20 protein-coding genes are annotated in these 20,825 nt (G+C 71.4%); 7 read left to right on the forward strand and 13 right to left on the reverse strand.

Annotated elements, in window-relative coordinates:
• Positions 1–81: 81 nt before the first annotated feature.
• Positions 82–681 (reverse strand): general stress protein, encoded by a 600-nt coding sequence (locus ACFRFH_RS15860; RefSeq protein ID WP_382463962.1) that lies wholly within the window; start codon positions 679–681, stop codon positions 82–84.
• Positions 682–738: 57 nt separating this feature from the next.
• On the opposite strand from ACFRFH_RS15860, the gene ACFRFH_RS15865 reads away from it, so the two are divergent.
• Genes ACFRFH_RS15865 through ACFRFH_RS15875 form a run of 3 tightly spaced genes read left to right on the forward strand, consistent with a single transcriptional unit; the run spans position 739 to position 3,725 of the window.
• Positions 739–2,055 carry a magnesium transporter MgtE N-terminal domain-containing protein gene (locus ACFRFH_RS15865; RefSeq protein ID WP_370056997.1) on the forward strand — a complete coding sequence of 439 codons (1,317 nt, stop codon included), beginning with the start codon at positions 739–741 and terminating at the stop codon, positions 2,053–2,055.
• Entirely contained in the window at positions 2,042–2,569 is a 528-nt protein-coding gene (locus ACFRFH_RS15870; RefSeq protein ID WP_382463963.1) for a DUF1003 domain-containing protein, read from the forward strand. Before ACFRFH_RS15865 ends, ACFRFH_RS15870 begins: the two co-directional genes overlap by 14 nt.
• The gene (locus ACFRFH_RS15875) at positions 2,562–3,725 is read left to right on the forward strand and encodes an Mrp/NBP35 family ATP-binding protein (RefSeq protein ID WP_382463964.1); all 1,164 of its coding nucleotides are present in this window, start codon (positions 2,562–2,564) and stop codon (positions 3,723–3,725) included. The genes ACFRFH_RS15870 and ACFRFH_RS15875 overlap by 8 nt, the downstream gene beginning before the upstream one ends.
• Positions 3,726–3,739: 14 nt before the next feature.
• Here the strand turns inward: ACFRFH_RS15875 and ACFRFH_RS15880 are convergent, their stop codons facing one another.
• The 3 genes from ACFRFH_RS15880 to ACFRFH_RS15890 all read right to left on the reverse strand — a co-directional run bounded on the left by ACFRFH_RS15880 (position 3,740) and on the right by ACFRFH_RS15890 (position 7,005).
• Complete coding sequence (locus tag ACFRFH_RS15880; RefSeq protein WP_382463965.1) at positions 3,740–5,209, reverse strand: pyridoxal phosphate-dependent decarboxylase family protein; 1,470 nt, start codon at positions 5,207–5,209, stop codon at positions 3,740–3,742.
• Positions 5,196–6,572, reverse strand: coding sequence for an MFS transporter (locus ACFRFH_RS15885; RefSeq protein ID WP_382463966.1), 1,377 nt, complete (start codon positions 6,570–6,572; stop codon positions 5,196–5,198). The genes ACFRFH_RS15880 and ACFRFH_RS15885 overlap by 14 nt, the downstream gene beginning before the upstream one ends.
• A 76-nt stretch (positions 6,573–6,648) precedes the next feature.
• On the reverse strand, positions 6,649–7,005 hold the full coding sequence (locus ACFRFH_RS15890) for a Sec-independent protein translocase TatB (RefSeq protein WP_382463967.1): 357 nt from the start codon (positions 7,003–7,005) through the stop codon (positions 6,649–6,651).
• An 80-nt stretch (positions 7,006–7,085) separates the two neighbouring features.
• Between ACFRFH_RS15890 and ACFRFH_RS15895 the strand changes: the two genes are divergently transcribed.
• Positions 7,086–7,718, forward strand: a complete 633-nt coding sequence (locus ACFRFH_RS15895) for an O-methyltransferase (RefSeq protein ID WP_382463968.1) — start codon at positions 7,086–7,088, stop codon at positions 7,716–7,718.
• 87 nt (positions 7,719–7,805) lie between these two features.
• On the opposite strand, the gene ACFRFH_RS15900 is transcribed toward ACFRFH_RS15895, so the two are convergent.
• From ACFRFH_RS15900 to dapE, 3 genes are all read right to left on the reverse strand, one after another.
• Positions 7,806–7,979: a DUF3117 domain-containing protein gene (locus tag ACFRFH_RS15900; RefSeq protein WP_021764147.1), complete on the reverse strand. Its 174-nt coding sequence runs from the start codon at positions 7,977–7,979 to the stop codon at positions 7,806–7,808.
• A gap of 118 nt (positions 7,980–8,097) precedes the next feature.
• Positions 8,098–9,345, reverse strand: coding sequence for a hypothetical protein (locus tag ACFRFH_RS15905; RefSeq protein WP_382463969.1), 1,248 nt, complete (start codon positions 9,343–9,345; stop codon positions 8,098–8,100).
• A complete protein-coding gene (dapE, locus tag ACFRFH_RS15910) occupies positions 9,314–10,396 on the reverse strand; it encodes a succinyl-diaminopimelate desuccinylase (protein WP_382463970.1) in 1,083 nt (360 codons plus the stop codon). The genes ACFRFH_RS15905 and dapE overlap by 32 nt, the downstream gene beginning before the upstream one ends.
• A gap of 17 nt (positions 10,397–10,413) precedes the next feature.
• On the opposite strand from dapE, the gene dapD reads away from it, so the two are divergent.
• Positions 10,414–11,391, forward strand: a complete 978-nt coding sequence (dapD, locus tag ACFRFH_RS15915) for a 2,3,4,5-tetrahydropyridine-2,6-dicarboxylate N-succinyltransferase (protein ID WP_382463971.1) — start codon at positions 10,414–10,416, stop codon at positions 11,389–11,391.
• 76 nt (positions 11,392–11,467) lie between these two features.
• Here dapD and ACFRFH_RS15920 read toward each other — a convergent pair whose 3' ends face one another.
• Genes ACFRFH_RS15920 through pdhA form a run of 3 tightly spaced genes read right to left on the reverse strand, consistent with a single transcriptional unit; the run spans position 11,468 to position 14,957 of the window.
• A complete protein-coding gene (locus tag ACFRFH_RS15920) occupies positions 11,468–12,826 on the reverse strand; it encodes a dihydrolipoamide acetyltransferase family protein (RefSeq protein WP_382463972.1) in 1,359 nt (452 codons plus the stop codon).
• A complete protein-coding gene (locus ACFRFH_RS15925) occupies positions 12,826–13,836 on the reverse strand; it encodes an alpha-ketoacid dehydrogenase subunit beta (RefSeq protein ID WP_382463973.1) in 1,011 nt (336 codons plus the stop codon). The genes ACFRFH_RS15920 and ACFRFH_RS15925 overlap by 1 nt, the downstream gene beginning before the upstream one ends.
• Positions 13,833–14,957: a pyruvate dehydrogenase (acetyl-transferring) E1 component subunit alpha gene (gene pdhA, locus ACFRFH_RS15930; RefSeq protein WP_382464172.1), complete on the reverse strand. Its 1,125-nt coding sequence runs from the start codon at positions 14,955–14,957 to the stop codon at positions 13,833–13,835. Before pdhA ends, ACFRFH_RS15925 begins: the two co-directional genes overlap by 4 nt.
• A 188-nt stretch (positions 14,958–15,145) precedes the next feature.
• On the opposite strand from pdhA, the gene ACFRFH_RS15935 reads away from it, so the two are divergent.
• The gene (locus tag ACFRFH_RS15935) at positions 15,146–15,610 is read left to right on the forward strand and encodes an Lrp/AsnC family transcriptional regulator (protein WP_382463974.1); all 465 of its coding nucleotides are present in this window, start codon (positions 15,146–15,148) and stop codon (positions 15,608–15,610) included.
• A 142-nt stretch (positions 15,611–15,752) separates the two neighbouring features.
• On the opposite strand, the gene ACFRFH_RS15940 is transcribed toward ACFRFH_RS15935, so the two are convergent.
• From ACFRFH_RS15940 to ACFRFH_RS15950, 3 genes are all read right to left on the reverse strand, one after another.
• Entirely contained in the window at positions 15,753–18,038 is a 2,286-nt protein-coding gene (locus ACFRFH_RS15940) for a polyribonucleotide nucleotidyltransferase (protein WP_382463975.1), read from the reverse strand.
• A gap of 281 nt (positions 18,039–18,319) precedes the next feature.
• Entirely contained in the window at positions 18,320–19,078 is a 759-nt protein-coding gene (locus ACFRFH_RS15945; protein ID WP_382464173.1) for a fructosamine kinase family protein, read from the reverse strand.
• A gap of 36 nt (positions 19,079–19,114) precedes the next feature.
• Complete coding sequence (locus tag ACFRFH_RS15950; protein WP_382463976.1) at positions 19,115–19,558, reverse strand: VanZ family protein; 444 nt, start codon at positions 19,556–19,558, stop codon at positions 19,115–19,117.
• 18 nt (positions 19,559–19,576) lie between these two features.
• Between ACFRFH_RS15950 and ACFRFH_RS15955 the strand changes: the two genes are divergently transcribed.
• Positions 19,577–20,755: a low temperature requirement protein A gene (locus tag ACFRFH_RS15955; protein WP_382463977.1), complete on the forward strand. Its 1,179-nt coding sequence runs from the start codon at positions 19,577–19,579 to the stop codon at positions 20,753–20,755.
• Positions 20,756–20,825: the final 70 nt, after the last annotated feature.

Here is a 20,825-nt window from a genome sequence, read left to right on the forward strand (position 1 = left end):
GCGGCCTCCATCCCCGCCGGCGGGCTGTTTTGTTTTATCTTCTCGTCGAGAAAAGTGACAACGACGTGCCCCTCGATCGCGTTATGCCGTGGGTGGGGTGGGGTGCTGGTCGTCCGCGGGCGGCGCCGCCGGCGCGGGCGGCGGGTCGGACGGGTGCGCGGGGGGCGCCCAGGTGCCAGGCGCAGCCTGGACGTCCGGGACGCCGCCGAGCAGGTTGCGCGCCCGGTTGCCCAGCTCGGAGTCCACCAGCACCGAGTAGCTGGTCGCGATCACCTGCATCACCGACGTGTAATCGCGGCGGCGCCGGTTGATCGCGTAGGACACGATGCCGAACAGCATCCCGAACCCGGCGCCGATGAGCACGGCCGCGATGACGAACGCGTAGCTGACCGTCGGCGAGAAGATGAGCAGCAGCAGCCCGAAGAAGATGCCGAGCCAGGCTCCGGAGGCCGCCCCGGCGAGCGCGACCCGCCCCCAGGTGAGCTTGCCGGTCACGCGCTCCACGCTCTTGAGGTCGCTTCCGACGATGGAGACCTTGTCGACGGGGAAGTCCGCGCGGGCCAGGAGGTCGACCGCCTGCTGCGCGTCGACGTACGTCTCGTACGTGGCCACGACCTCTCCCCGGGGCATCGTCGGGAAGAGCATCCGGTTTCGTCCGCCGAGCGGGCTGGGTGTGGTCATCCCGTCATTGTCCCATCCTCACCGTCCGCCCGGCATCTAGGGCTTAAGTTATAAGACGTGAGTACCCGCATCTTCGTCGCCCGCCTGGCCGGCACCAGCGTGTTCGATCCGGTCGGCGACCGGGTCGGCAAGGTCCGCGACGTGCTGGTGGTGTACCGCAAGGACGATCCGCCCAGTGTCGTCGGCCTCATCGTCGAGATCCCGGGCAAGCGGCGCGTGTTCCTGTCGATCGGGCGGGTGACCAGCATCTCCAGCGGTCAGATCATCACCAACGGTCTCATCAACGTGCGCCGGTTCGAGCAGCGCGGCGGTGAGGTCCGGGTCATCGCGGAGCTCCTCGGCCGCAAGGTCCTCTTCACCGACGGCACCGGAGAGGCGACCATCGAGGACGTCGCCATCCAGGAGTCCCCGACCGGCGACTGGGCGGTGAGCCAGCTCTTCGTCCGGCGGCCCAAGTCGGGCGCGTCCCCGTTCGGCAAGGGCCAGACCACGTTCGCCGCCTGGAACGAGGTGCGCGAGAAGCAGGCCGCCCGCGGCGAGGCGCAGTCCGCCGAGCAGCTCATCGCCGCCTACTCGGAGCTGAAGCCCGCCGACCTGGCGAACACGCTCCTCGACCTCCCGCAGCAGCGCATGCTCGAGGTGGCGGAGGAGCTCCCCGACGACCGGCTCGCCGACGTGCTGGAGGAGATGCCGGAGAGCGAGCAGGTGCAGATCCTCGCCCAGCTCGACGACGACCGCGCCGCCGACGTGCTCGACCAGATGCAGCCCGACGACGCGGCCGACCTCATCGCCCAGCTCTCGGACGAGCGCGGCGAGCACCTCCTGGAGCTCATGGAGCCCGAGGAGGCCGACGACGTCCGCATGCTGCTGAGCTATGCGCCGGACACCGCCGGCGGCCTGATGACCACAGAGCCGATCATCGTCTCGGCCGACGCCACGGTCGCCGAGGGCCTCGCCCTCATCCGCCGCCACGAGCTCGCCCCCGCGCTCGGCGCGGCCGTCTGCGTGACCCTGCCGCCGTACGAGGCGCCGACCGGCCGCTTCCTCGGCATCGTGCACTTCCAGCGGATGCTGCGCTACCCGCCGCACGTCCGGCTCGGCACCCTGCTCGACCCGAGCCTGGAGCCGGTCACCGCCGACACCTCCGCCGCAGAGGTGTCGCGCATCCTCGCCAGCTACAACCTCGTCTCCGTGCCCGTCGTGGACGAGAAGCACCGGCTCGTCGGGGTGGTGACCATCGACGACATCCTCGACTATCTGCTCCCCGACGACTGGCGAAGTCAGGACGAGGACGAGCCCGTGAAGGCCCCGTCCGAGGAGACCGGCAGTATCCGCATCGTGAACGGAAGGAGGGGCGGAAGTGGCACGAGGTAAGCAGGACAACAGCCTGGACGCCCCGAAGGGCCTCCGCACGTCGGTGATCCCCCGGCGCCGCGACCCGCTCGAGCAGAGCGACCGGTTCGGCCGGTTCACGGAGTGGATCGCGCGGGCGATGGGCACGCCGTGGTTCATCGTCGGGCTGACGGTCTTCGTCGTGGCCTGGATGCTGTGGAACACGCTCCTGCCGAACGCCTGGCGGTTCGACTCGGCGGCGCTCGGCTTCATCGCCCTGACGCTGGTGCTGTCGCTGCAGGCGTCGTACGCAGCGCCGCTGATCCTGCTCGCACAGAACCGGCAGGACGACCGCGACCGCGTGCAGATCGAGCAGGACAGGCAGCGCGCCGAGCGCAACCTGGCCGACACCGAGTACCTGGCCCGCGAGGTCGTTGCCCTGCGCCTGGCGGTCAGGGACATGGCGACGAAGGACTTCATCCGCGCCGAGCTGCGCGCCCTCCTGGAGGACCTGGACAAAGGCGAGCCGGCCGACAACGGACGTGCGCGTGCCTGAGGCCGGTCCTTCCGGTCCTGGCGTCGCCGAGCTGATCGGGCGCGCCCTCTCCGGCGTCCTCGACCCGGAGATCCGCAAGCCCGTCACCGAGCTGGACATGATCGGCGGCGTGGAGGTCGACGGGGACGGGCACGCCACCGTGCGGGTGAAACTGACCATCGTCGGGTGCCCGGCCGCCGACAAGATCGAGCGGGACGTCCGGGCCGCTGCGGCCTCCGTCCCCGGCGTCAGCGGCGTGACGGTCGACGTCTCGGTGATGACGCCCGCCGAGCGCGCGGCGCTCACCGAGAAGCTGCGCGGCGGCCGCGCTGCACGCGCGCAGCAGTTCGGTCCGGACTCGCTGACCCGCGTCTACGCCGTGACCAGCGGCAAGGGCGGGGTGGGCAAGTCCACCGTCACCGCCAACCTCGCCGTGGCGCTCGCCGAGCGCGGCCTCCGGGTCGGCCTGGTGGACGCGGACGTGCACGGCTTCTCGATCCCGGGGCTGCTTGGCCTGACCGACGCCGACGGCGTCGCGGTGCGGCCGACGCGCGTGGACGACATGATCCTGCCGCCGGTCGCCTACGGCGTGAAGATCATCTCGATCGGGATGTTCGTCGACTCCTCATCGGCGGCCGTGGCGTGGCGCGGGCCGATGCTGCACCGGACGATCCAGCAGTTCCTGGGCGACGTCTTCTTCGGCGACCTGGACGTGCTGCTCCTCGACCTCCCGCCCGGCACCGGGGACGTCGCGATCTCGGTCGGCCAGCTCCTGCCGCAGGCGGAGGTGCTCGTGATCACCACACCGCAGCCCGCGGCGGCCGACGTCGCGGAGCGCAGCGGCGTCGTGGCGCGACAGACCGGTCAGCGGATCGTCGGCGTCATCGAGAACATGGCCGGGCTCGTGCAGCCGGACGGCAGTGTGCTGGAGTTGTTCGGCTCCGGCGGCGGAGCCGAGGTCGCACGGCGGCTCTCGGCCGGTCAGGACGAGCCGGTGCCGCTGCTCGCCAGCGTCCCGCTCAGCGTGCCACTGCGCACCGGAGGCGACACCGGCGCGCCGATCGTGGTCACCGACCCGCAGGACCCGGCGGCCGCAGCGATCCGCGCCGTCGCCGCCGGCCTCGCCCAGCGCCCCCGCGACCTCCCCCGCCGCAAGCTGCCCCTGTCCACCCGCTAGGCGCGATCGGCCCGCTAGGCGGGCTCGGCGAGGCGGGCCAGGAGCTCGATGAGGAGGCGCTCCGTGACGGGGCGCGGCAGCGCCTCGATCAGCGCCAGGAGCGGGGCCTGCTCGTCCGGGAGGCCGGGGGCGTCGCCCGCGATCCCGACGGCGCGCAGCAGCCCGGCGGCGGTGTCCGAGTCGAGTGGCCGGTCGCCGAGCGGCGGCAGCGCCGACAGCGCGGCCGCGGTGTCCACCGGCGGCACGCCGCGCACGTCGTCCGCGGAGGCCCGCAGCGCGGCCTCCAGCTCGTCCAGACGGCCCCGGGTGACCGGGGTGATCGTCAGGTGCGTCGTGTGCGGCAGGCGCGTCCCGTCCGGCTGCGTCAGCCCCGGCTGGAGCTGGAGGTGCCAGCCGCGCTTGCGCGCCCGGTCGGCCCAGTGGTGCGGGTCGACCCTGCGGTTCTCCGGCACGGCGTCGTCGGCCGCGACCGCGAGCAGTGGCCCGGTCGGCGCTCCCAGCACGCGCAGCCCCTCGATGTCGCCCACGATGTCGGCGAGTGCCCGGGTGGCCTGCAGGCACGCCTCCGCGAGCGACGCGAAGCCGCGCGCCCCGAGGGCCTGGATGATCGCCCACGACGCCGCCAGCGCGCCGGCGGACTTGGAGCCGAGCAGCGTCGGGTTCACGACCGGGTAGCCCGGCCATCCGGTCGTCGCGAAGTACTGCAGCCGCTGCCGGTCGCGCCCGCGCTGCAGCAGGACGCTCGCGCCCTTCGGCGCGTAGCCGAACTTGTGGAGGTCGGCCGACAGGCTGGTGACCCCGGCCACCCGGAAGTCCCACGCGGGCAGCGCCGACCCGTCCGGCTCGCGCCAGAACGGCAGGATCCAGCCGCCGATGCAGGCGTCGACGTGGAGGTCGACACCGGCCTCGTCGCAGGCCGCCGCGACCTCCTCGACCGGGTCGAGCGACCCGTACGGGTACGACGGCGCGGAGACGACCGCGAGCGCGACCTCCGGCCCCAGCCGCTCGATCAGCCGCGCCGGGTCCAGCCGCCCGGTGTCCGCGTCGACCGGCACGAGCTCCAGCTGGAGCCCGAAGTACTCCGCCGCCTTGTGGAACGCCGCGTGCACGGTCACCGGCGCGAGGATGCGCGGCACGCCCGTGCCGCCGCGGGCCCGCCACGCCTCGCGCGCGGTCTTCACCGCGAGCAGGCAGGACTCGGTGCCGCCGGAGGTCACCGAGCCGACGACGTCGTCGCCGCCGTGCAGCAGCTCGCGCGCGAACCCGAGCACCTCCCGCTCCATCACCGCCACCGAGGTGAAGGTGGTCGGGTCGAGCCCGTTCACCGGCTGCAGCATCCGCACCGCGGCGGCGGCCAGCTCGTCGAGCTCGGCGATCCCCGAGTCGTACACGTAGCTCAGCACCTGTCCGCCGTGCGTCGGCGCGTCCGCGGCACGCAGACTCGCGAGCCGGCCCAGGATGGCGTTCCGGTCAAAGGATGTCATCGACGTCTCCCTTCCGCAGCCGGTACCGTGACAGCGGCACCAGGCTCACCGCGATGACCGCTGCGGGGATGAGGCTGAAGCTCAGCACGATCCCGGCCACCGCCTCCACGGGCTGCGTCGCGCCCACGGCCGCCGCGGCCGACGCCGAGCGGGCGATGTACCCGGTCAGCGCGAGCACGATGGTGAGCACGGTCGCGCCGAGCGCCATGCCCGTCGTCTCCCCCGCCGTCCACATCCCGCCGAACGTGCCGGCGCGACCGGGACCGTTGCGGCGCGCGTCGTGCGAGATCACGTCGGGCAGCATCGCCATCGGCAATGACTGCATGCCCGCGTAGGCCGCTCCCGCGACCGCGACGGGCAGGTACACCCACGCTCCGGGGAACCAGACCAGCAGCACCATCGACAGCGCCGCCGCCCCGAACAGGACGCTCGCCGCCAGGAAGCCGCGCTCCTTGCCGATCCGCCGCGCCACGACGCCCCACAGCGGCGTCACGACCAGCGCGGGGCCGATCAGCGCGATGAAGAGGAACGTCACCGCGTCCTCCGAGTGCAGCACCCAGGTCGCGACGTAGTTCGCGCCGGCGAGCATCATCCCGGTCGCCAGCCCCTGCAGCAGGAACGTGAGCAGCAGCGCGCGGAACGGCTGGCTGTCGCGCAGGGCGCCGATCCCTGCCGCATAGTTCGTGCGCAGCGTCGTGAGCACGCCCTCCCGCGGCGGCAGGACCTCGGCGGGCAGCTGCCGTGGCGCGACGAACGCCGAGACGAGCATCCCGCCGCCGATCACCACTCCGGCGACCAGCGCCATCAGGAAGTAGCCGGCGAAGTCGTTCCCGCCGCCGAGCGACCGCAGCGCGGGTCCGCCGGCGCCGAACAGGAGGATCGCGAAGGTCAGCACCACTACGCGCCAGGTCAGCAGCCGCGTGCGCTCGTCGTAGCCGGAGGCCAGCTCGGCCGGGAGGGCGATGTACGGCACCTGGAACAGGCTGAACGCGGTCGCGGTCAGCAGGAACGCCACGAACACCCACACGGCTGCGGGGACGGCGCCGGCGCCGGCCGGGACGGCGAAGGTGAGCAGGAAGAACACCGGCAGCGCCACCGCGCCCAGCAGCATCATCGGCCGCCGCGACCCGCGTGCGGCCAGCATCCGGTCGCTGCGCGCGCCGATCACCGGATCGATGATCACGTCCCACACCTTGGCGACCGTGACCACGAGCCCGGCGGCGAGGGCGGCGACGCCCAGGCTGTCGGTCAGGTAGTAGACGAGGACCAGTCCGGGGAGCGTCGCGAAGCCTCCGGTGCCGAGCGAGCCGACGGCGTAACGGGCGACAGTCGCCCGGGTCAGCGACTGCTGCGTTGCGATCATTCCCGCATCGTATGGGATGCAGGCTCGTTCAGGGGCGCAGCGCGTCAGCGACGCGCGCGCAATCCTGTACGAGTGCTCAGGTGGACTCGGGATCGAACGGCGGCACCGTCCCGGGCGGGAGGCTCGCACGCTGTGCGTACGCCGATGGGGTCACCGGCTTGATCGCGGACGGCGCGGGCGCGTCGTCCAGCAGCGCCTCGCGGATGATGCGGCGCGGGTCGTACTGACGCGGGTCGAGCTTCTTCCAGTCGACGTCGTCGAACTCCGGCCCCATCTCCTCCTTCATGCGGTCCTTGGCGCCGTCGGCGAAGTCGCGCACGGTGCGCACGAACTGCCGGAGCTTGCCCGCATAGAGCGGCAACCGTTCCGGCCCGATCAGGAATGCGGCGATCACAGCCACGATGAGGAGCTTCTCGAAGGTCAGGCCGAACACACATGAAGAGTATCGCGCGCGGCTGCACGAATGCTGGATCGGCTGGGCCTATTCTTGACCGAGGCCACCGAGGGAGATACGTGTCTGACAAAGACTCGAACTGGAGATTCGCCGACGACGTCATCGTCGAGAGCGAGGTGATCGCCCGAGCCCGGCAGCAGTCCCTGGAGCTGGGCGTCGACCCGATCGCACCGAGCACGGGCGCGCAGGCGGCCGTCGTGGTCGCCGCGACCAAGGCGGAGAACATCGTCGAGATCGGCACCGGCGTCGGCGTGTCGGGGCTCTGGCTGTTGCACGGCGGCACGGAGGCCCAGCTCACCAGCATCGACGTCGAGGTCGACCACCAGCAGCACGCTCGCACGTTCTTCACCGAGGCGGGCATCGCCGCCAACCGCGTCCGGCTGATCACCGGGCACGCACTCGACGTCCTCCCCCGGATGAACGAGAACTCCTACGACATCGTCTTCATCGACGCCGACCCGCAGTCGGTTATCGAGTACGTCGAGCACGGCCTGCGCCTGGTGCGACCGGGCGGTACCGTCCTGGTGGCGCGCGCGCTCTGGCGCGGCCGGGTCGCCGACCCCGCTGCACGCGACCCGCTGTCGACCGGCTTCCGCACGCTCATCACCGAGACGGCGGCCTCCGGTGCGGTGATCAGCGCGCTGTCGCCGGCGGGCGACGGGCTGCTCCAGATCACCAAGCTGACCGCGTAGACCCCGGACAGACCACCCCGGACACGAGGAAGGGGCCCCGATCGCTCGGGGCCCCTTCTCGGGTGTCTCGTTCAGTCGGGTACGTCGTCAGGACGCGCTCACGACGCTCGCGAGAGCGTCGTGAAGTTCCTTGGCCTCCGCATCGTTGACGGAGACGACCAGACGTCCCCCACCTTCGAGCGGTACCCGCACGATGATGAGCCGTCCCTCCTTCACAGCCTCCATTGGCCCGTCCCCGGTCCTCGGCTTCATGGCCGCCATGCAGCTCCCCTTTCGTGGATGTCGTGTCTATTATCCGTCATCCACGGCTGACGGGGGAAATCGCCGGTCTACCCCAGGCGCAATGGGCCGCGTGCGACACGCCGTCGCGCGCGCCGGATCACGGCGGCGACCAGTCCGCCCCGTCCACACCCCAGCAGATCGCGATCCAGCCGATCTGCAGCGCCACGAACAACACGACGATCCCGACCCGGTACACCCGGCTCTTCGGCATCGCGACCACGCCCAGCAGCGGGAACAGCGGCATCAGCAGTCGGAACGTGCTCGACTGCGGGAAGAACACTGCGAACAGGTAGAGCGAGTAGGCCGCGATCCAGAACCGCAGGTCGACGCCGAGCCGGCGCACCGCGGGCGAGAACAGCAGCACGGCGTAGACGGCGACGAGCAGCAGGAGCGCGATCACGCCGATCCAGCCCGGCACGCCGAGCATGACGCTCGCCCACCAGTTCGCGCCCTGGAACCACGGCGTGAACGGCACCAGGTGGGTGTAGCCGATGTACGGCGCGCGCCAGGCGAGCTCGGTGTCGGTGTAGGCGGTCCACGATCCGGTGGCGATCGCGGCGATGGCCGGCCAGGCGATCCCGGCCACGGCACTGAAGACGGCCAACGACACGCTCAGCACGCGCTGCCGCACGGGGAACGGGTCCTCGCGCCGGTGCAGCCAGCGGTACGCGACGTGGAGGCCGACCGCCAGCGCGAACGCCAGCCCGCTCGGCCGCGTGAACGCCATCGCGAGCACCACGGGGAACAGCCAGCCGTACCTCCGCTCGACCAGGAGCAGCAACGCGGCGGCCAGCAGCAGCAGGTGGAGCGACTCGGCGTAGGCGAGCTGGAACAGCGGCGAGACCGGCGAGAAGCAGAACAGCACCACCGCGAACATGCTCGTGGACCTGCCCAGCCCCACGCGCAGCATCAGCCGGTAGAACACCAGCGCGGCCCCGGCCGCGCACGCCACGGACACCAGCACCGCGGCCGGCGCCCACGGCAGCCGGGTGAGGAACATCACCGCGTCCACGATCCCCGGGTAACCGGGCAGGAACGCCCAGGCGTTCTCGGTCACATGGAGGCCGTCGGTCGACGGCAGCGACGCCGGGTAGCCGCTGACCGCGACGATGTTGTACCAGAGGCCGTCCCAGATCGTCGCGAACGAGAAGTAGTCGGGATGCGCGCCGGTCCAGGGGTTCCTGCCCTGGTTGGCGGCGAAGATCAGCAGGATGACGGTGGTGACCACCCGGCTGGCGAGGAAGACGCCGAGGACCCGCACCCACCAGCGCGACCACCAGGGGCCGCGCTCGGTCAGCGCCGCCTCCTCCGCCTCAGCGGGCGCCGGGACCGCTGAGCCAGGCACGGAGACCGGCCTCCACCGCGACGATCTGCTCCACGTCGACGCGCTCGTCGTCGGCGTGCGCCTTCAGCGGGTCGCCCGGGCCGTAGTTGACCGCGGGGATGCCGAGCGCGCTGAACCGGGCGACGTCGGTCCAGCCGTACTTGGGCTTGGCGACGCCGCCGACCGCGGCGACGAACTCCTGCGCGAGCGGGGCGTCGAGTCCGGGGCGGGCGCCGTCGGCGCGGTCCACCACGGTGATCTCGTAGCCGTCGAACAGCTCGTGCATGTAGGCGATGGCCTCCTCCGAGCTGCGGGACGGGGCGAACCGGTAGTTGACGTGCACCATCGCCTCGTCGGGGATGATGTTGCCCGCGACGCCGCCCGAGACGCCGACGGCGTTCAGACCCTCGCGGTACACGAGGCCGTCGACCTCCACCTGGCGTGCCGTGTAGCCGGCCAGCAGGTCGAGCACCGGTGCGATCTTGTGGATGGCGTTCTCGCCGACCCAGCCGCGGGCCGAGTGCGCGCGCAGACCGTAAGCCCGGACCTCGACGCGGAGGTTGCCGTTGCAGCCGCCCTCCACGACGCCGTTGCTCGGCTCGCCCAGGATCGCGAAGTCGCCGACGAAGAGGTCGGGCCGGTTGCGGGCGAGGCGGCCGAGGCCGTTCAGCTCGGCGTTCACCTCCTCGTGGTCGTACCACATCCAGGTCACGTCGATCGCGGGGTCGGTGAGCTCGGCGGCGAGCTTGAGCTGCACCGCGACGCCGGCCTTCATGTCGACCGTGCCGCGGCCCCAGAGGTAGCGGACGCCGCCGTCCATCTCGAACCGGGTGGGGAGGTTGTCGTTCAGCGGCACGGTGTCGATGTGGCCGGCGATCAGCGCGCGGCGCTCGCGGCCCAGGTTGGTGCGGGCGACGACGGTGTCGCCGTCGCGGATGATCTCCAGGTGCGGCAGCGGTTCGAGCGCCTGCACGATCGCGTCGGCGAGCGTTCGCTCGTTTCCGGAGACCGACTCGATGTCGCAGATCTGCCGGGTGAGGTCGATGGACGTGGCGCTGAGGTCGAGAGGCACGCTACTAATCTAGGGGCATGCCTTCCGACTTTCCTGACGAGTCCTCCGCCCGCTCCGCCTGGGGCTACGGGCTGGCCACGATCGCCGGCGACGGCACCGTGCTCGACACCTGGTTCCCGGAGCCGCGACTGGGCCGCATCCCGGCCGGCCGCGAGCGCTGGATCGCCCCCGCCGAGTTCGAGGAGCTCGCCGGCGAGGACGCGCGCCGCAACGTCCGCATCGACATCGTGACGGTGGAGATCGACTTCGACACCGCCCCGGCCTCAACGCCGGACGCCTACCTGCGGCTGCACCTGCTCTCGCACCTGCTCGCGCGCCCCAACACGGTGAACCTGGACGGGATCTTCGCGCACCTGCCGATCGTCGCCTGGACCAACGCCGGGCCGATCCTCCCGGCCGACCTGGACCGCCTGCGGCCGAAGCTGCAGCGCGCAGGCATCCATGTCACCGGCATCGACAAGTTCCCGCGGCTGCTCGACTACGTGACGCCCGACCGGGTGCGCATCGCGGACGCCTCCCGGGTGCGGCTCGGCGCCCACCTCGCGCCGGGGACGACGGTGATGCACGAGGGCTTCGTCAACTTCAACGCGGGCACGCTCGGCTCCTCGATGGTGGAGGGCCGCATCTCGCAGGGCGTCGTGGTCGGCGACGGCTCCGACATCGGCGGCGGCGCCTCCATCATGGGCACCCTCTCCGGAGGCGGCACCCAGCGCGTCGCGATCGGCGAGCGCGCGCTGCTCGGCGCGAACTCTGGCATCGGCATCTCGATCGGCGACGACACCGTCGTCGAGGCGGGCCTCTACGTCACCGCCGGAACGAAGGTGGTCGTGGTCGACAGCCCGGCAACCGCCGACGGCCGCCCCCAAACCGTCAAGGCCGTCGAACTCTCCGGCGTCCCCGGCCTGCTCTTCCGCCGCAACTCGCTCACCGGCGCCGTGGAGGTCCTCCGCCGCTCCGGCACCGGCGTCGAACTGAACGCCGCCCTCCACGCCTGACCCCTCGCCATCAATTCCGGACTTATGTACGCAACACGCCGCGTGTGCGCGTACATAAGTCCGGAAGAGATGGCTGCTAGACGAGGGTGAGGACCGAGGCGGGGTCGGCCAGGATGCGGCCGATGTCGGCGAGGAAGCGCGAGCCCTGCTCGCCGTCCACGATCCGGTGGTCGAACGTCAGCGCGAGCGTCAGCACGTCGCGCAAGGCGATCTCGCCGCGGTGCTCCCACGGCTGACGCCGCACGGCCCCGACGGCCAGGATCGCCGCCTCCCCCGGCGTCAGGATCGGGGTGCCCGCGTCCACCCCGAACACGCCCACGTTGGTGATCGTGATCGTGCCGCCGCTGAGCGCGGCCGGCTGCGTCTTGCCCGAGCGCGCGGTGACGGCGAGCTCGCGGATCGCGCCGGACAGCTCGGCCAGCGAGTGGCCGTCGGCGTCGCGGATGACCGGCACCAGCAGCCCGCGCGGGGTCGCCGCGGCGATGCCGAGGTTGATCGCACGGGTCTGGACGATCTCCTGGGCGGCCTCATCCCACTTGGAGTTGACCTCCGGCGTGCGCCGCGCCGCCAGGCACAGCGCCTTCGCGACGACGGCGAGGAGGCCGGGACGCGCGTCGGCGAGGTCGGGCCGGGCGCGCAGGCGCTCGATCAGCTCACTCGTCGGCGTGACGTCGACCGTGAGGAACACGGTCGCCTGCGGGGCGCCGAACGCGCTGCGCACCATCGCCTCGGCCGTCGCCTTGCGGACGCCCTTGATCGGGATGCGGAGCTCGCCGGGTGCGGCTTCGGTCGCCTGCAGCGCGGCCGCCGGCTTGGTCGCGTACGCGTCGAGGTCGGCGCGCGTCACCAGCCCGCGCTCGCCCGTGCCGGTGACGGCGGCGAGGTCGATGCCGCGCTCCCTGGCCAGCTTGCGGACGGGCGGCGTCGCCCGCGGGCGCTCGCGCACCGCGGTGTCAGAGGCGGGAGCTGTGGGGGCCGAAGGCTGTGCGGGCGCTGCGACGGCAGGCGCGGCGACAGCCTCCCGGGCGGCCGGCTGCGACGCCAGCCCCGGACGGCTGCGCCGCGCGGGCCTGCCCTTGGCATCCGGTCGCGCGCCGTAGCCCACGAGCACGGGCTCCCTGACCGCGGCGTCGCTCGACGGCGATTCCTCGGTCGGCGCGGCAGCGGGCGCCGCGGGCTCAGACCCGGCCGCACCCTCCACCTCGAACGCCACCAACGGCTCCCCCACCGCCACCGTCACGCCGGGCTCCACGTACAGCCGGGAGACCGTCCCCGCGTACGGGGCGGGCAGCTCGACCAGCGCCTTGGCGGTCTCCACCTCGGCGATGATCTGGTTGAGGTGCACCGTGTCGCCCACGGCTACGTGCCAGCTCACCAGCTCCGACTCGGTGAGTCCCTCACCGAGGTCCGGGAGCGCGAATTCCTTGACCGCCATCAGTCCTCCACTCCGCTCAGCGAGTTCGGGCGGTCCATCACGCGGTCGATGCCGTCCAGGATGCGGTCGAGGTCGGGCAGGTGCGCGGCCTCCAGCTTGGCCGCCGGGTACGGGATGTCGTGGCCGGTGACGCGCACCGGCGCGTGCTCGAGCTGGTAGAAGCAGCGCTCCGTGATCGAGGCGGAGATCTCCGCGCCGAGGCCGCCGGACAGCGCGGCCTCGTGCGTGACGACCAGCCGCCCGGTCTTCCGCACCGACGCCGCGACGGTGTCGAGGTCGAGCGGCGACAGCGAGCGGAGGTCGATGACCTCCACCGAGAGTCCCTCGTCCTCGGCAGCGAGGGCCGCGTCCGCCGCCAGCTGCACCAGGCCGCCGTACGTCACCAGGGTGACATCGCTGCCCGAGGTGACAACGCGCGCGGTGCCCATCGGGCGGGCGTCCTGCAGCGGGGCGTCCTCGTCCACCTCGCCCTTGGCGTGGTAGCGCCGCTTGGGCTCGAAGAACAGCACGGGGTCGTCCGAGGCGATCGCCTGCTGGATGAGCGTGTACGCGTCCTGCGGGGTGGACGGGCTCACCACGCGCAGCCCTGCGGCGTGCGCGAAGTAGGCCTCCGGCGAGTCGGAGTGGTGCTCAGCGGCGCCGATGCCGCCCGCGAACGGGACGCGGATCGTGATCGGCATCCGCACGGCGCCCGCGGTGCGGTAGTGCATGCGCGCCACCTGGCTGACGATCTGGTCGAACGCCGGGTAGATGAAGCCGTCGAACTGGATCTCCACCACGGGACGCAGCCCGCGGTACGCCATCCCGACGGCGGTGCCCAGGATGCCGGACTCGGCCAGCGGCGAGTCCATGACCCGGCGCGGGCCGAACTCGGTCTGGAGGCCGTCCGTCACCCGGAACACGCCGCCGAGCGTGCCGATGTCCTCACCCATGAGGACGACGCGGTCGTCCTCGGCGAGCGAGCGGCGGAGGCCGGCGTTGATGGCCTTGGCCATGGTCAGTGCGGTCATCGGTCGCCTCCCACGAACGTGCGCAGGTAGCGCGAATAGTGGTCGCGCTCGCGGGCGAGGCCGGTGTGCGGCTCGGCGTACACGTTGTCGAACACGGTCATCGGGTCCGGGTCCTGCAGCGCGACGACGCCCTGGCGCATCTCGGCGGCGACGCGGTCGGCGTGCTCCTGGATGGCGGTCAACCGCTCCGGGGTCAGCAGATCCTCGGACGCGAGGTAGGCCTCCACGCGCGCGATCGGGTCTTTGGCGCGCCACTCGTCGACCTCGGCCGGGTCGCGGTAGCGGCTCGGGTCGTCGGCGGTGGTGTGCGGGCCCATCCGGTAGGTGACGGCCTCGATGAAGGTCGGTCCGCCGCCGCTGCGGGCGCGGTCGAGGGCGGAACGGGTCACGGCCATGACCGCGAGCACGTCGTTGCCGTCGACGCGGACGCTCGGCACGCCGAAGCCGGGGGCGCGCTCGGCGATCGGGCGCTGCGCCTGGAGGGCGACCGGCTCGGAGATCGCGTACTGGTTGTTCTGGCAGAAGAAGATGACAGGAGCGGCGTACGTCGCGGCGAAGATGAGCGCCTCGTTGACGTCGCCCTCGGAGGTCGCGCCGTCGCCGAAGTAGGCGATGGAGGCGGCGTCGGTGCCGTCGGCCTGGATGCCGATGGCGTAGCCGGTGGCGTGCAGGGTCTGGGCGCCGATGATGACCTGCGGGGTCGCCATGTTGATGTCGTAGGGGTTCCAGCCGGACTGGGCGGTGCCGCGCCACACGCGCAGCAAGTCGACGAGGCCGGCGCCGCGGCAGTAGGCCACGCCGTGCTCGCGGTAGCTGGAGAAGACGAAGTCGTCGTGGCGCAGCGCGCGGCCGGAGCCGATCTGGGAGGCCTCCTGGCCGAGCAGCGGAGGCCAGAGGCCCAGCTCACCCTGACGCTGCAGGGCGGTCGCCTCCGAGTCGATGCGGCGGATGACGACCATGTCCTCGTAGAGGCCGAGGAGCTGCTCAGCGCCGATGTCGGAGACCCAGGCGTCGAAGCGGACGTCGCTGACGCGCTCGCCCTCGGGAGTCAGCAGCCCGACGATGTCGGCGCCGACGGGAAGGTGGACGTCGTCCAGCCGGGTGTCGGGTTGATTGTCGATCGTCACGGTTCACGCAACCTTCACTCTCGCGTCCGGCCGCCCGCTTGTGGCAGGCGCGACCGGCTTCCGGCCTCCTTGCCGGAATTACTCGAAAGGCTACGCTCCACGATCAGCGCGCACAACCAGCGGCGTGTCGACCGTGCAGAGTGCACTGTCGTACGTCGCGTCGGGATGCTAGCTTTCACACTATGCGCACGTTCGACAGCACTGACAGACGCATCCTCGTCGCCCTCGCCGACGACCCGCGATCGACAAACGTCTCCCTCGCCGACCGGCTCGGCCTGAGCCGCAACACGGTGCAGGCCCGGGTGGCCGAACTGGAGCGGAACGGGGCCTTCCTGTCGTTCGAGCGGCGCATCTCGCCGACCGCCGCGGGGTATCCGCTGGCGGCCTTCGTCACGGTGCATGTGCAGCAGCAGAAGCTCGCCGCGATCGTGGAGCACCTGACCGGCATCCCGGAGATCGTGCAGGCTCACGGCCTCTCCGGGCCGTCCGACCTATTGCTGCGCGTGGTGTGCACCGACGCGGAGGACCTCTTCCGCATCACCGGCGCCATCCAGTCCACCGACGGCGTCGAGCGCGCCGAGACCTCCCTAGACATGGGCGAGCTCATCCCCTACCGCCTGCGCCCCCTCCTCACCCGAGGCGCCTAGCCCCCAGCCATCTCTTCCGGAGTTGTGTACGCCCAGCACCGGCGTGTCGCGTACATAAGTCCGGAAGAGATTGCTCGGGGGGCGGGGGGACGGCGAAGGCCGCGCCGACGGAGTCGGCGCGGCCTTCGTTACGAGCGGGAGCTCAGCTCTCGACGGGAGCGGGAGCGCCCTCGGCGGGGGCCTCGGCGGCCGCCTCGTCGGCGAGCACCGGGGCGAGCGACAGCTTGCCACGGTCGTCGATCTTGGTGATCTCCACCAGGATCTTCTGGCCGACGCCGAGGACGTCCTCGACGTTCTCGACGCGCTTGCCGCCGGCGAGCTTGCGCACCTCGGAGATGTGCAGCAGGCCGTCCTTGCCCGGAAGCAGCGAGATGAACGCACCGAACGCGGCGATCTTGACGACGGTTCCGAGGAACTGCTCGCCGACCTCCGGGTTCGTCGGGTTCGCGATCGCGTTGACCTGGGCGCGGGCCGCCTCGGCCGACGGGCCGTCGGTGGCGCCGATGTAGACGGTGCCGTCCTCCTCGATGGAGATGTCGGCGCCGGTCTCGTCCTGGATCGCGTTGATCGTCTTGCCCTTCGGGCCGATCAGCTCGCCGATCTTGTCGACCGGGATCTGGACCGAGATCACGCGCGGCGCGGTCGGGGCCATCTCGTCCGGGGCGTCGATCGCGGCGTTCAGCACGCTGAGGATGGTCGTACGAGCATCCTTGGCCTGCTTGAGCGCGCCCGCCAGCACCGACGACGGGATGCCGTCGAGCTTGGTGTCGAGCTGGATCGCGGTGACGAACTCGCTGGTGCCGGCGACCTTGAAGTCCATGTCGCCGAGCGCGTCCTCCGCGCCCAGGATGTCGGTGAGCGCCGCGTAGCGGGCCTCACCGTCGACGACGTCGGAGATCAGGCCCATGGCGATGCCGGCGACCGGGGCGCGCAGCGGCACACCGGCGTTCAGCAGCGACAGGGTGGACGCGCAGACCGAGCCCATCGAGGTCGAGCCGTTGGAGCTCAGCGCCTCGGACACCTGACGGATCGCGTACGGGAACTCCTCGCGGGTCGGCAGCACCGGCACGAGCGCGCGCTCGGCGAGGAAGCCGTGCCCGATCTCGCGACGCTTCGGCGACCCGACGCGGCCGGTCTCACCGGTCGAGTAGGGCGGGAAGTTGTAGTGGTGCAGGTACCGCTTCTTGGTGACGGGCGACAGCGAGTCGATCTGCTGCTCCATCTTGAGCATGTTCAGCGTGGTGACGCCCAGGATCTGGGTCTCGCCGCGCTGGAAGATGGCCGAGCCGTGGACGCGCGGGATGACCTGCACTTCGGCGTCGAGCGGACGGATGTCCGTCAGGCCACGGCCGTCGATGCGGATGCCCTCGCGCAGCACACGGCCGCGCATGACCACCTTGGACACCGACTTGTACGCCGCGGAGAACTGCGTGAGCACCTCCGCGTCGAGCGCGCCGGCCTCCACCTTCTCGGTGAGGGCGACCTTGACGCGCTCCTTGAGTGCGTCGTCGGCGTTCTGGCGCTCGACCTTGTCGGCGATCTGGTAGACGTTCACCAGCTCGTCGTAGGCGAGGGCCGCGACGTTGTCGTAGGTCTCCTGCGCGTAGGGCAGGAACACCGGGTAGTCGGCGATCGCCTTCGCGGACTGCGAGGCGAGAACCGTCTGCGCGCCCACGAGCTGGCGGATGAACGGCTTGGCGGCCTCCAGACCCTGGGCGACGACCTCCTCGTTCGGCTTGACGGCGCCGGCCTGGATGAGGTTCCAGCTGCCCTCGGTGGCCTCCGCCTCGACCATCATGATCGCGACGTCGCCCTCGGTGCCGTCCTCGTTGGTGAGGACACGACCGGCGACGACGAGGTCGAAGACGGCCTCCTCGAGCTGCGAGGCCTTCGGGAAGGCGATCCACTGGTCTTCGTGCTGGCCGTTGCCGGGGATGAGCGCGAGGCGCACACCGGCGATCGGGCCGGAGAACGGCAGACCGGAGATCTGGGTGGAGGCGCTGGCGGCGTTGATCGCCAGGGCGTCGTAGAACTCGTCCGGAGCGATGCTGAGGACGGTGATGACGATCTGGACCTCGTTGCGGAGGCCGTCGACGAACGACGGGCGCAGCGGGCGGTCGATCAGGCGGCAGACGAGGATCGCCTCGGTGGAGGGGCGGCCCTCACGGCGGAAGAACGAGCCGGGGATCTTGCCGGCGGCGTACGAGCGCTCCTCGACGTCGACGGTCAGCGGGAAGAAGTCGAAGTTGTCCTTCGGGTGCTTGCTGGCGCTCGTCGCGCTCAGCAGCATGGTCTCCTCGTCGAGGTAGGCGGCGACGGCGCCCTGCGCCTGCTGGGCGAGGCGTCCGGTCTCGAACCGGACGGTGCGGGTGCCGAAGCGTCCATTGTCGAGGACTGCTTCGGCGAACTTGATTTCGGGACCTTCCAAGAGGTCTTTCTCCTTTGTTTAACGTCGCAGCCCCGTCTGGGCGCGACTCCACAATGGAGCGAGCAGGCAGTTCGACACGTCTTCTCGTGTACGCGGCATCCCATGCGGGTGCGTGGGCTGAGCCCGTCTGGCCATCAGTAGAAATACACGGTTACGTCGCGGCGACGCATCCGGATACCACCACCGAGGACCAGCTCCTGCCAGCCTGCTCCAGTGATCGGCATTCGGCCGACCACCAGAATCCTATCAGTCGTGGTGCTCGGAAGCCCCGAATTCCGGGATCAGAGCGCCAGCGTCGCCCGCGCGGCCTCGGCCAGGGCGGCGCCGTAGGACAGCCCGTGCCCGGCCGCGTGCACGGCGAGGGGGTGGAGCTGGTGCAGCGGGACGCGCTCCCGCCAGCCCGCCCGCAGCGGCCGGGCGGCCTCGTAGCCGGCGAGGATGTCGGCCAGGTGCGGTGCGCCGAACAGCGCGAGCATGGCCAGGTCGGTCTCTCGGTGGCCGCCGTGTGCTGCGGGGTCGATGAGGACCGCGCCCTCCGGCGACCAGAGCACGTTGCCGGTCCAGAGGTCGCCGTGCAGGCGTGCAGGCGGCTCATCGTCGTCGAAGTCGCCGGCCTCAACGCGGGCGAGGGCGGCCTCCACGATCTCCCGTTGCTGCGCGGTCAGGTTGCCGGATGCCACAGCCGGATCGAGATACGGGCGGACGCGATCGCGCGCGTAGAAGCGTCCCCAGCGGGTCTCGTGCGCTACCGGGAGCGGGCGGCCGCCGATGAACAGCGGGCCGTCCCGGCCGCCCGGCGGGGCGCCGAAGGCGGCGGCGCCGGCATCGTGCGTCACAGCGAGCGCTGCGCCGAACGCGCGCGCTGCGGAGGGGTCGGGCCGCGTCCCCGTCACCTCCTCCAGCTCGATGCGCCCGGGCGACGTCCCGACCACCCGCACGACGCGGGCCCCACCGTCGCGCTCGGCCTCGGCGAGCCAGCGCAGGCCGGCGGCCTCGGCCTCGAAGAACGAGTCGGGCGCGTCGGGGCGTTCCTTCACGATCGTGCGCACGGGGTCCACGGTACTCAGCCGCCCGCGCTACGCCGCGTCCGCAACGGCGCCGCGCATCCGCTCGCGTCGCTCACGCGCCGTCGTCACCACCGCGGCGATCCCGATGCCGACCAGCGTGCCGAGCGTGTTGGCGAGCAGGTCGCGCGGATCGCTCACCCGCGCCGGCAGGAAGAGCTGGACGAACTCGATCGTCAGCGTCGCCGCGGCGCCGATCGCGAATGCCAGCCACCACCGCCAGCGGCCCAGCAGCACCGCGAACAGGAGGCCCATCGGCACGAACAGCAGCACGTTCGCCGTGAACTCCACCACGTCGTAGTCGACCCACCGGAGCAGCGGCGTGGATGCGAAGGTCGCGAGCAGTCCCTCCAGCAGCGGGTTGCGGTGCGGATCGGCCGGCGCCGGGTTCAGCGTGATCCACGCCACCACGAGCAGGTAGGCGGCGGTGACGGCGAGGAGGACGCGGCGGAGCATCCTCCTATGCTTGCGCACATGAGCACCGCCTTCCGCATCCCGATGTCCGGGCGCTCGACGGATGAGGAGCATCGCGTCTCCAGTCCGCTCGAGCTGCTCTTCGACCTGACCTTCGTCGTCGCGGTCGCCCAGGTTTCGGCGCAGCTCGCCCACGCGAGCGTGCAGGGCCACGCGCTGGCAAGCCTCGGCCCGTATCTGATGGTGTTCTTCGCCATCTGGTGGGCCTGGGTGAACTTCACCTGGTTCGCGTCCGCGTACGACACCGACGACGTTCCGTACCGGCTGATGACGATGCTCCAGATGGGTGGCGTGCTGGTGCTGGCGGCCGGTGTGCCCGCGGCCTTCGGTCTCACGGAATTCACCGCCATCATCATCGGCTACGTCATCATGCGGCTGGCGATGGTGGGCCAGTGGGTCCGCGCGGCGATCGAGCATCCGGACGGGCGGGCGACCGCCATCCGGTACGCGGTCGGGATCGCCGCTGTGCAGGTGCTCTGGATCGCCTGGGGGTTCCTGCCCGTCGAGCTGAAGCTGTGGACGTTCCTGCTCGCCGCCCTGCTGGAGCTGCTGGTGCCGGTGTGGGCTGAGCGGCCGGGGATGACCTCCTGGCATCCGCACCACATCGCGGAGCGGTACGGGCTGTTCACGATCATCGTGCTCGGCGAGTCGGTGTCGGCCTCCGCGATCGGGGTGCAGGCCGGCCTGGCGGCGCACGGCGTCTCCCCCGCCCTGGTCGTCATCGCGGCGGCGGGACTGGTGCTGCTGTTCGCGCTGTGGTGGCTGTACTTCCTGGAGCCTGCGGCGGAGGGCCTGCGTTCGAAGCGCGAGCGGTCGTTCTTCTGGGGCTACGGCCACTACTTCGTGTTCGCATCGCTCGCCGCCCTCGGAGCGGGGCTGGAGGTCGCGGTGCAGCGCGGCGCGGCGCACGCGGAGGTGTCGGACGCGGCAGTGGAGTACGCCATCGCGATCCCGGTGGCGGTGTTCCTACTGATGCTCTACGTGCTGCACGCCCCGCTGGTGCCGGAGGTCGTCATCCGCCCGCTGAAGACGGGGATCGCGATCCTGCTGGTGCTGCTCGCGCCGCTGGCGTCGCCGTGGATCGGGCTGGTGGGCGTGGTGATCGTGGTCGCGCTGGCGGCGGCGGGGCTGATCGCCACCACGCTCATCGACCGTGCATTGACGACGCACCGCGCCTGAATCCGCGCCACATTCGTGCCGAATGTCGCGTTTGCGACCGCGAAACGCGACATTCGGCACGAATGTCGCG

It is taken from the genome of Leifsonia sp. NPDC056824 (genome assembly GCF_042789575.1).
In the GTDB taxonomy this organism is placed as follows: domain Bacteria; phylum Actinomycetota; class Actinomycetes; order Actinomycetales; family Microbacteriaceae; genus Leifsonia.

Bases quoted from the DNA above. Each gene is read 5' to 3' on its own strand.
- ACFRFH_RS15885 (WP_382463966.1), bottom strand. From the start codon at position 6,572: ATGATCGCAACGCAGCAGTCGCTGACCCGGGCGACTGTCGCCCGTTAC.
- ACFRFH_RS15935 (WP_382463974.1), top strand. From the start codon at position 15,146: ATGCGCACGTTCGACAGCACTGACAGACGCATCCTCGTCGCCCTCGCC.
- ACFRFH_RS15950 (WP_382463976.1), bottom strand. From the start codon at position 19,558: ATGCTCCGCCGCGTCCTCCTCGCCGTCACCGCCGCCTACCTGCTCGTG.
- ACFRFH_RS15900 (WP_021764147.1), bottom strand. From the start codon at position 7,979: ATGGCGGCCATGAAGCCGAGGACCGGGGACGGGCCAATGGAGGCTGTG.
- ACFRFH_RS15880 (WP_382463965.1), bottom strand. From the start codon at position 5,209: ATGACATCCTTTGACCGGAACGCCATCCTGGGCCGGCTCGCGAGTCTG.
- dapD (WP_382463971.1), top strand. From the start codon at position 10,414: ATGCCTTCCGACTTTCCTGACGAGTCCTCCGCCCGCTCCGCCTGGGGC.
- ACFRFH_RS15920 (WP_382463972.1), bottom strand. From the start codon at position 12,826: ATGGCGGTCAAGGAATTCGCGCTCCCGGACCTCGGTGAGGGACTCACC.
- ACFRFH_RS15860 (WP_382463962.1), bottom strand. From the start codon at position 681: ATGACCACACCCAGCCCGCTCGGCGGACGAAACCGGATGCTCTTCCCG.
- ACFRFH_RS15925 (WP_382463973.1), bottom strand. From the start codon at position 13,836: ATGACCGCACTGACCATGGCCAAGGCCATCAACGCCGGCCTCCGCCGC.
- ACFRFH_RS15955 (WP_382463977.1), top strand. From the start codon at position 19,577: ATGAGCACCGCCTTCCGCATCCCGATGTCCGGGCGCTCGACGGATGAG.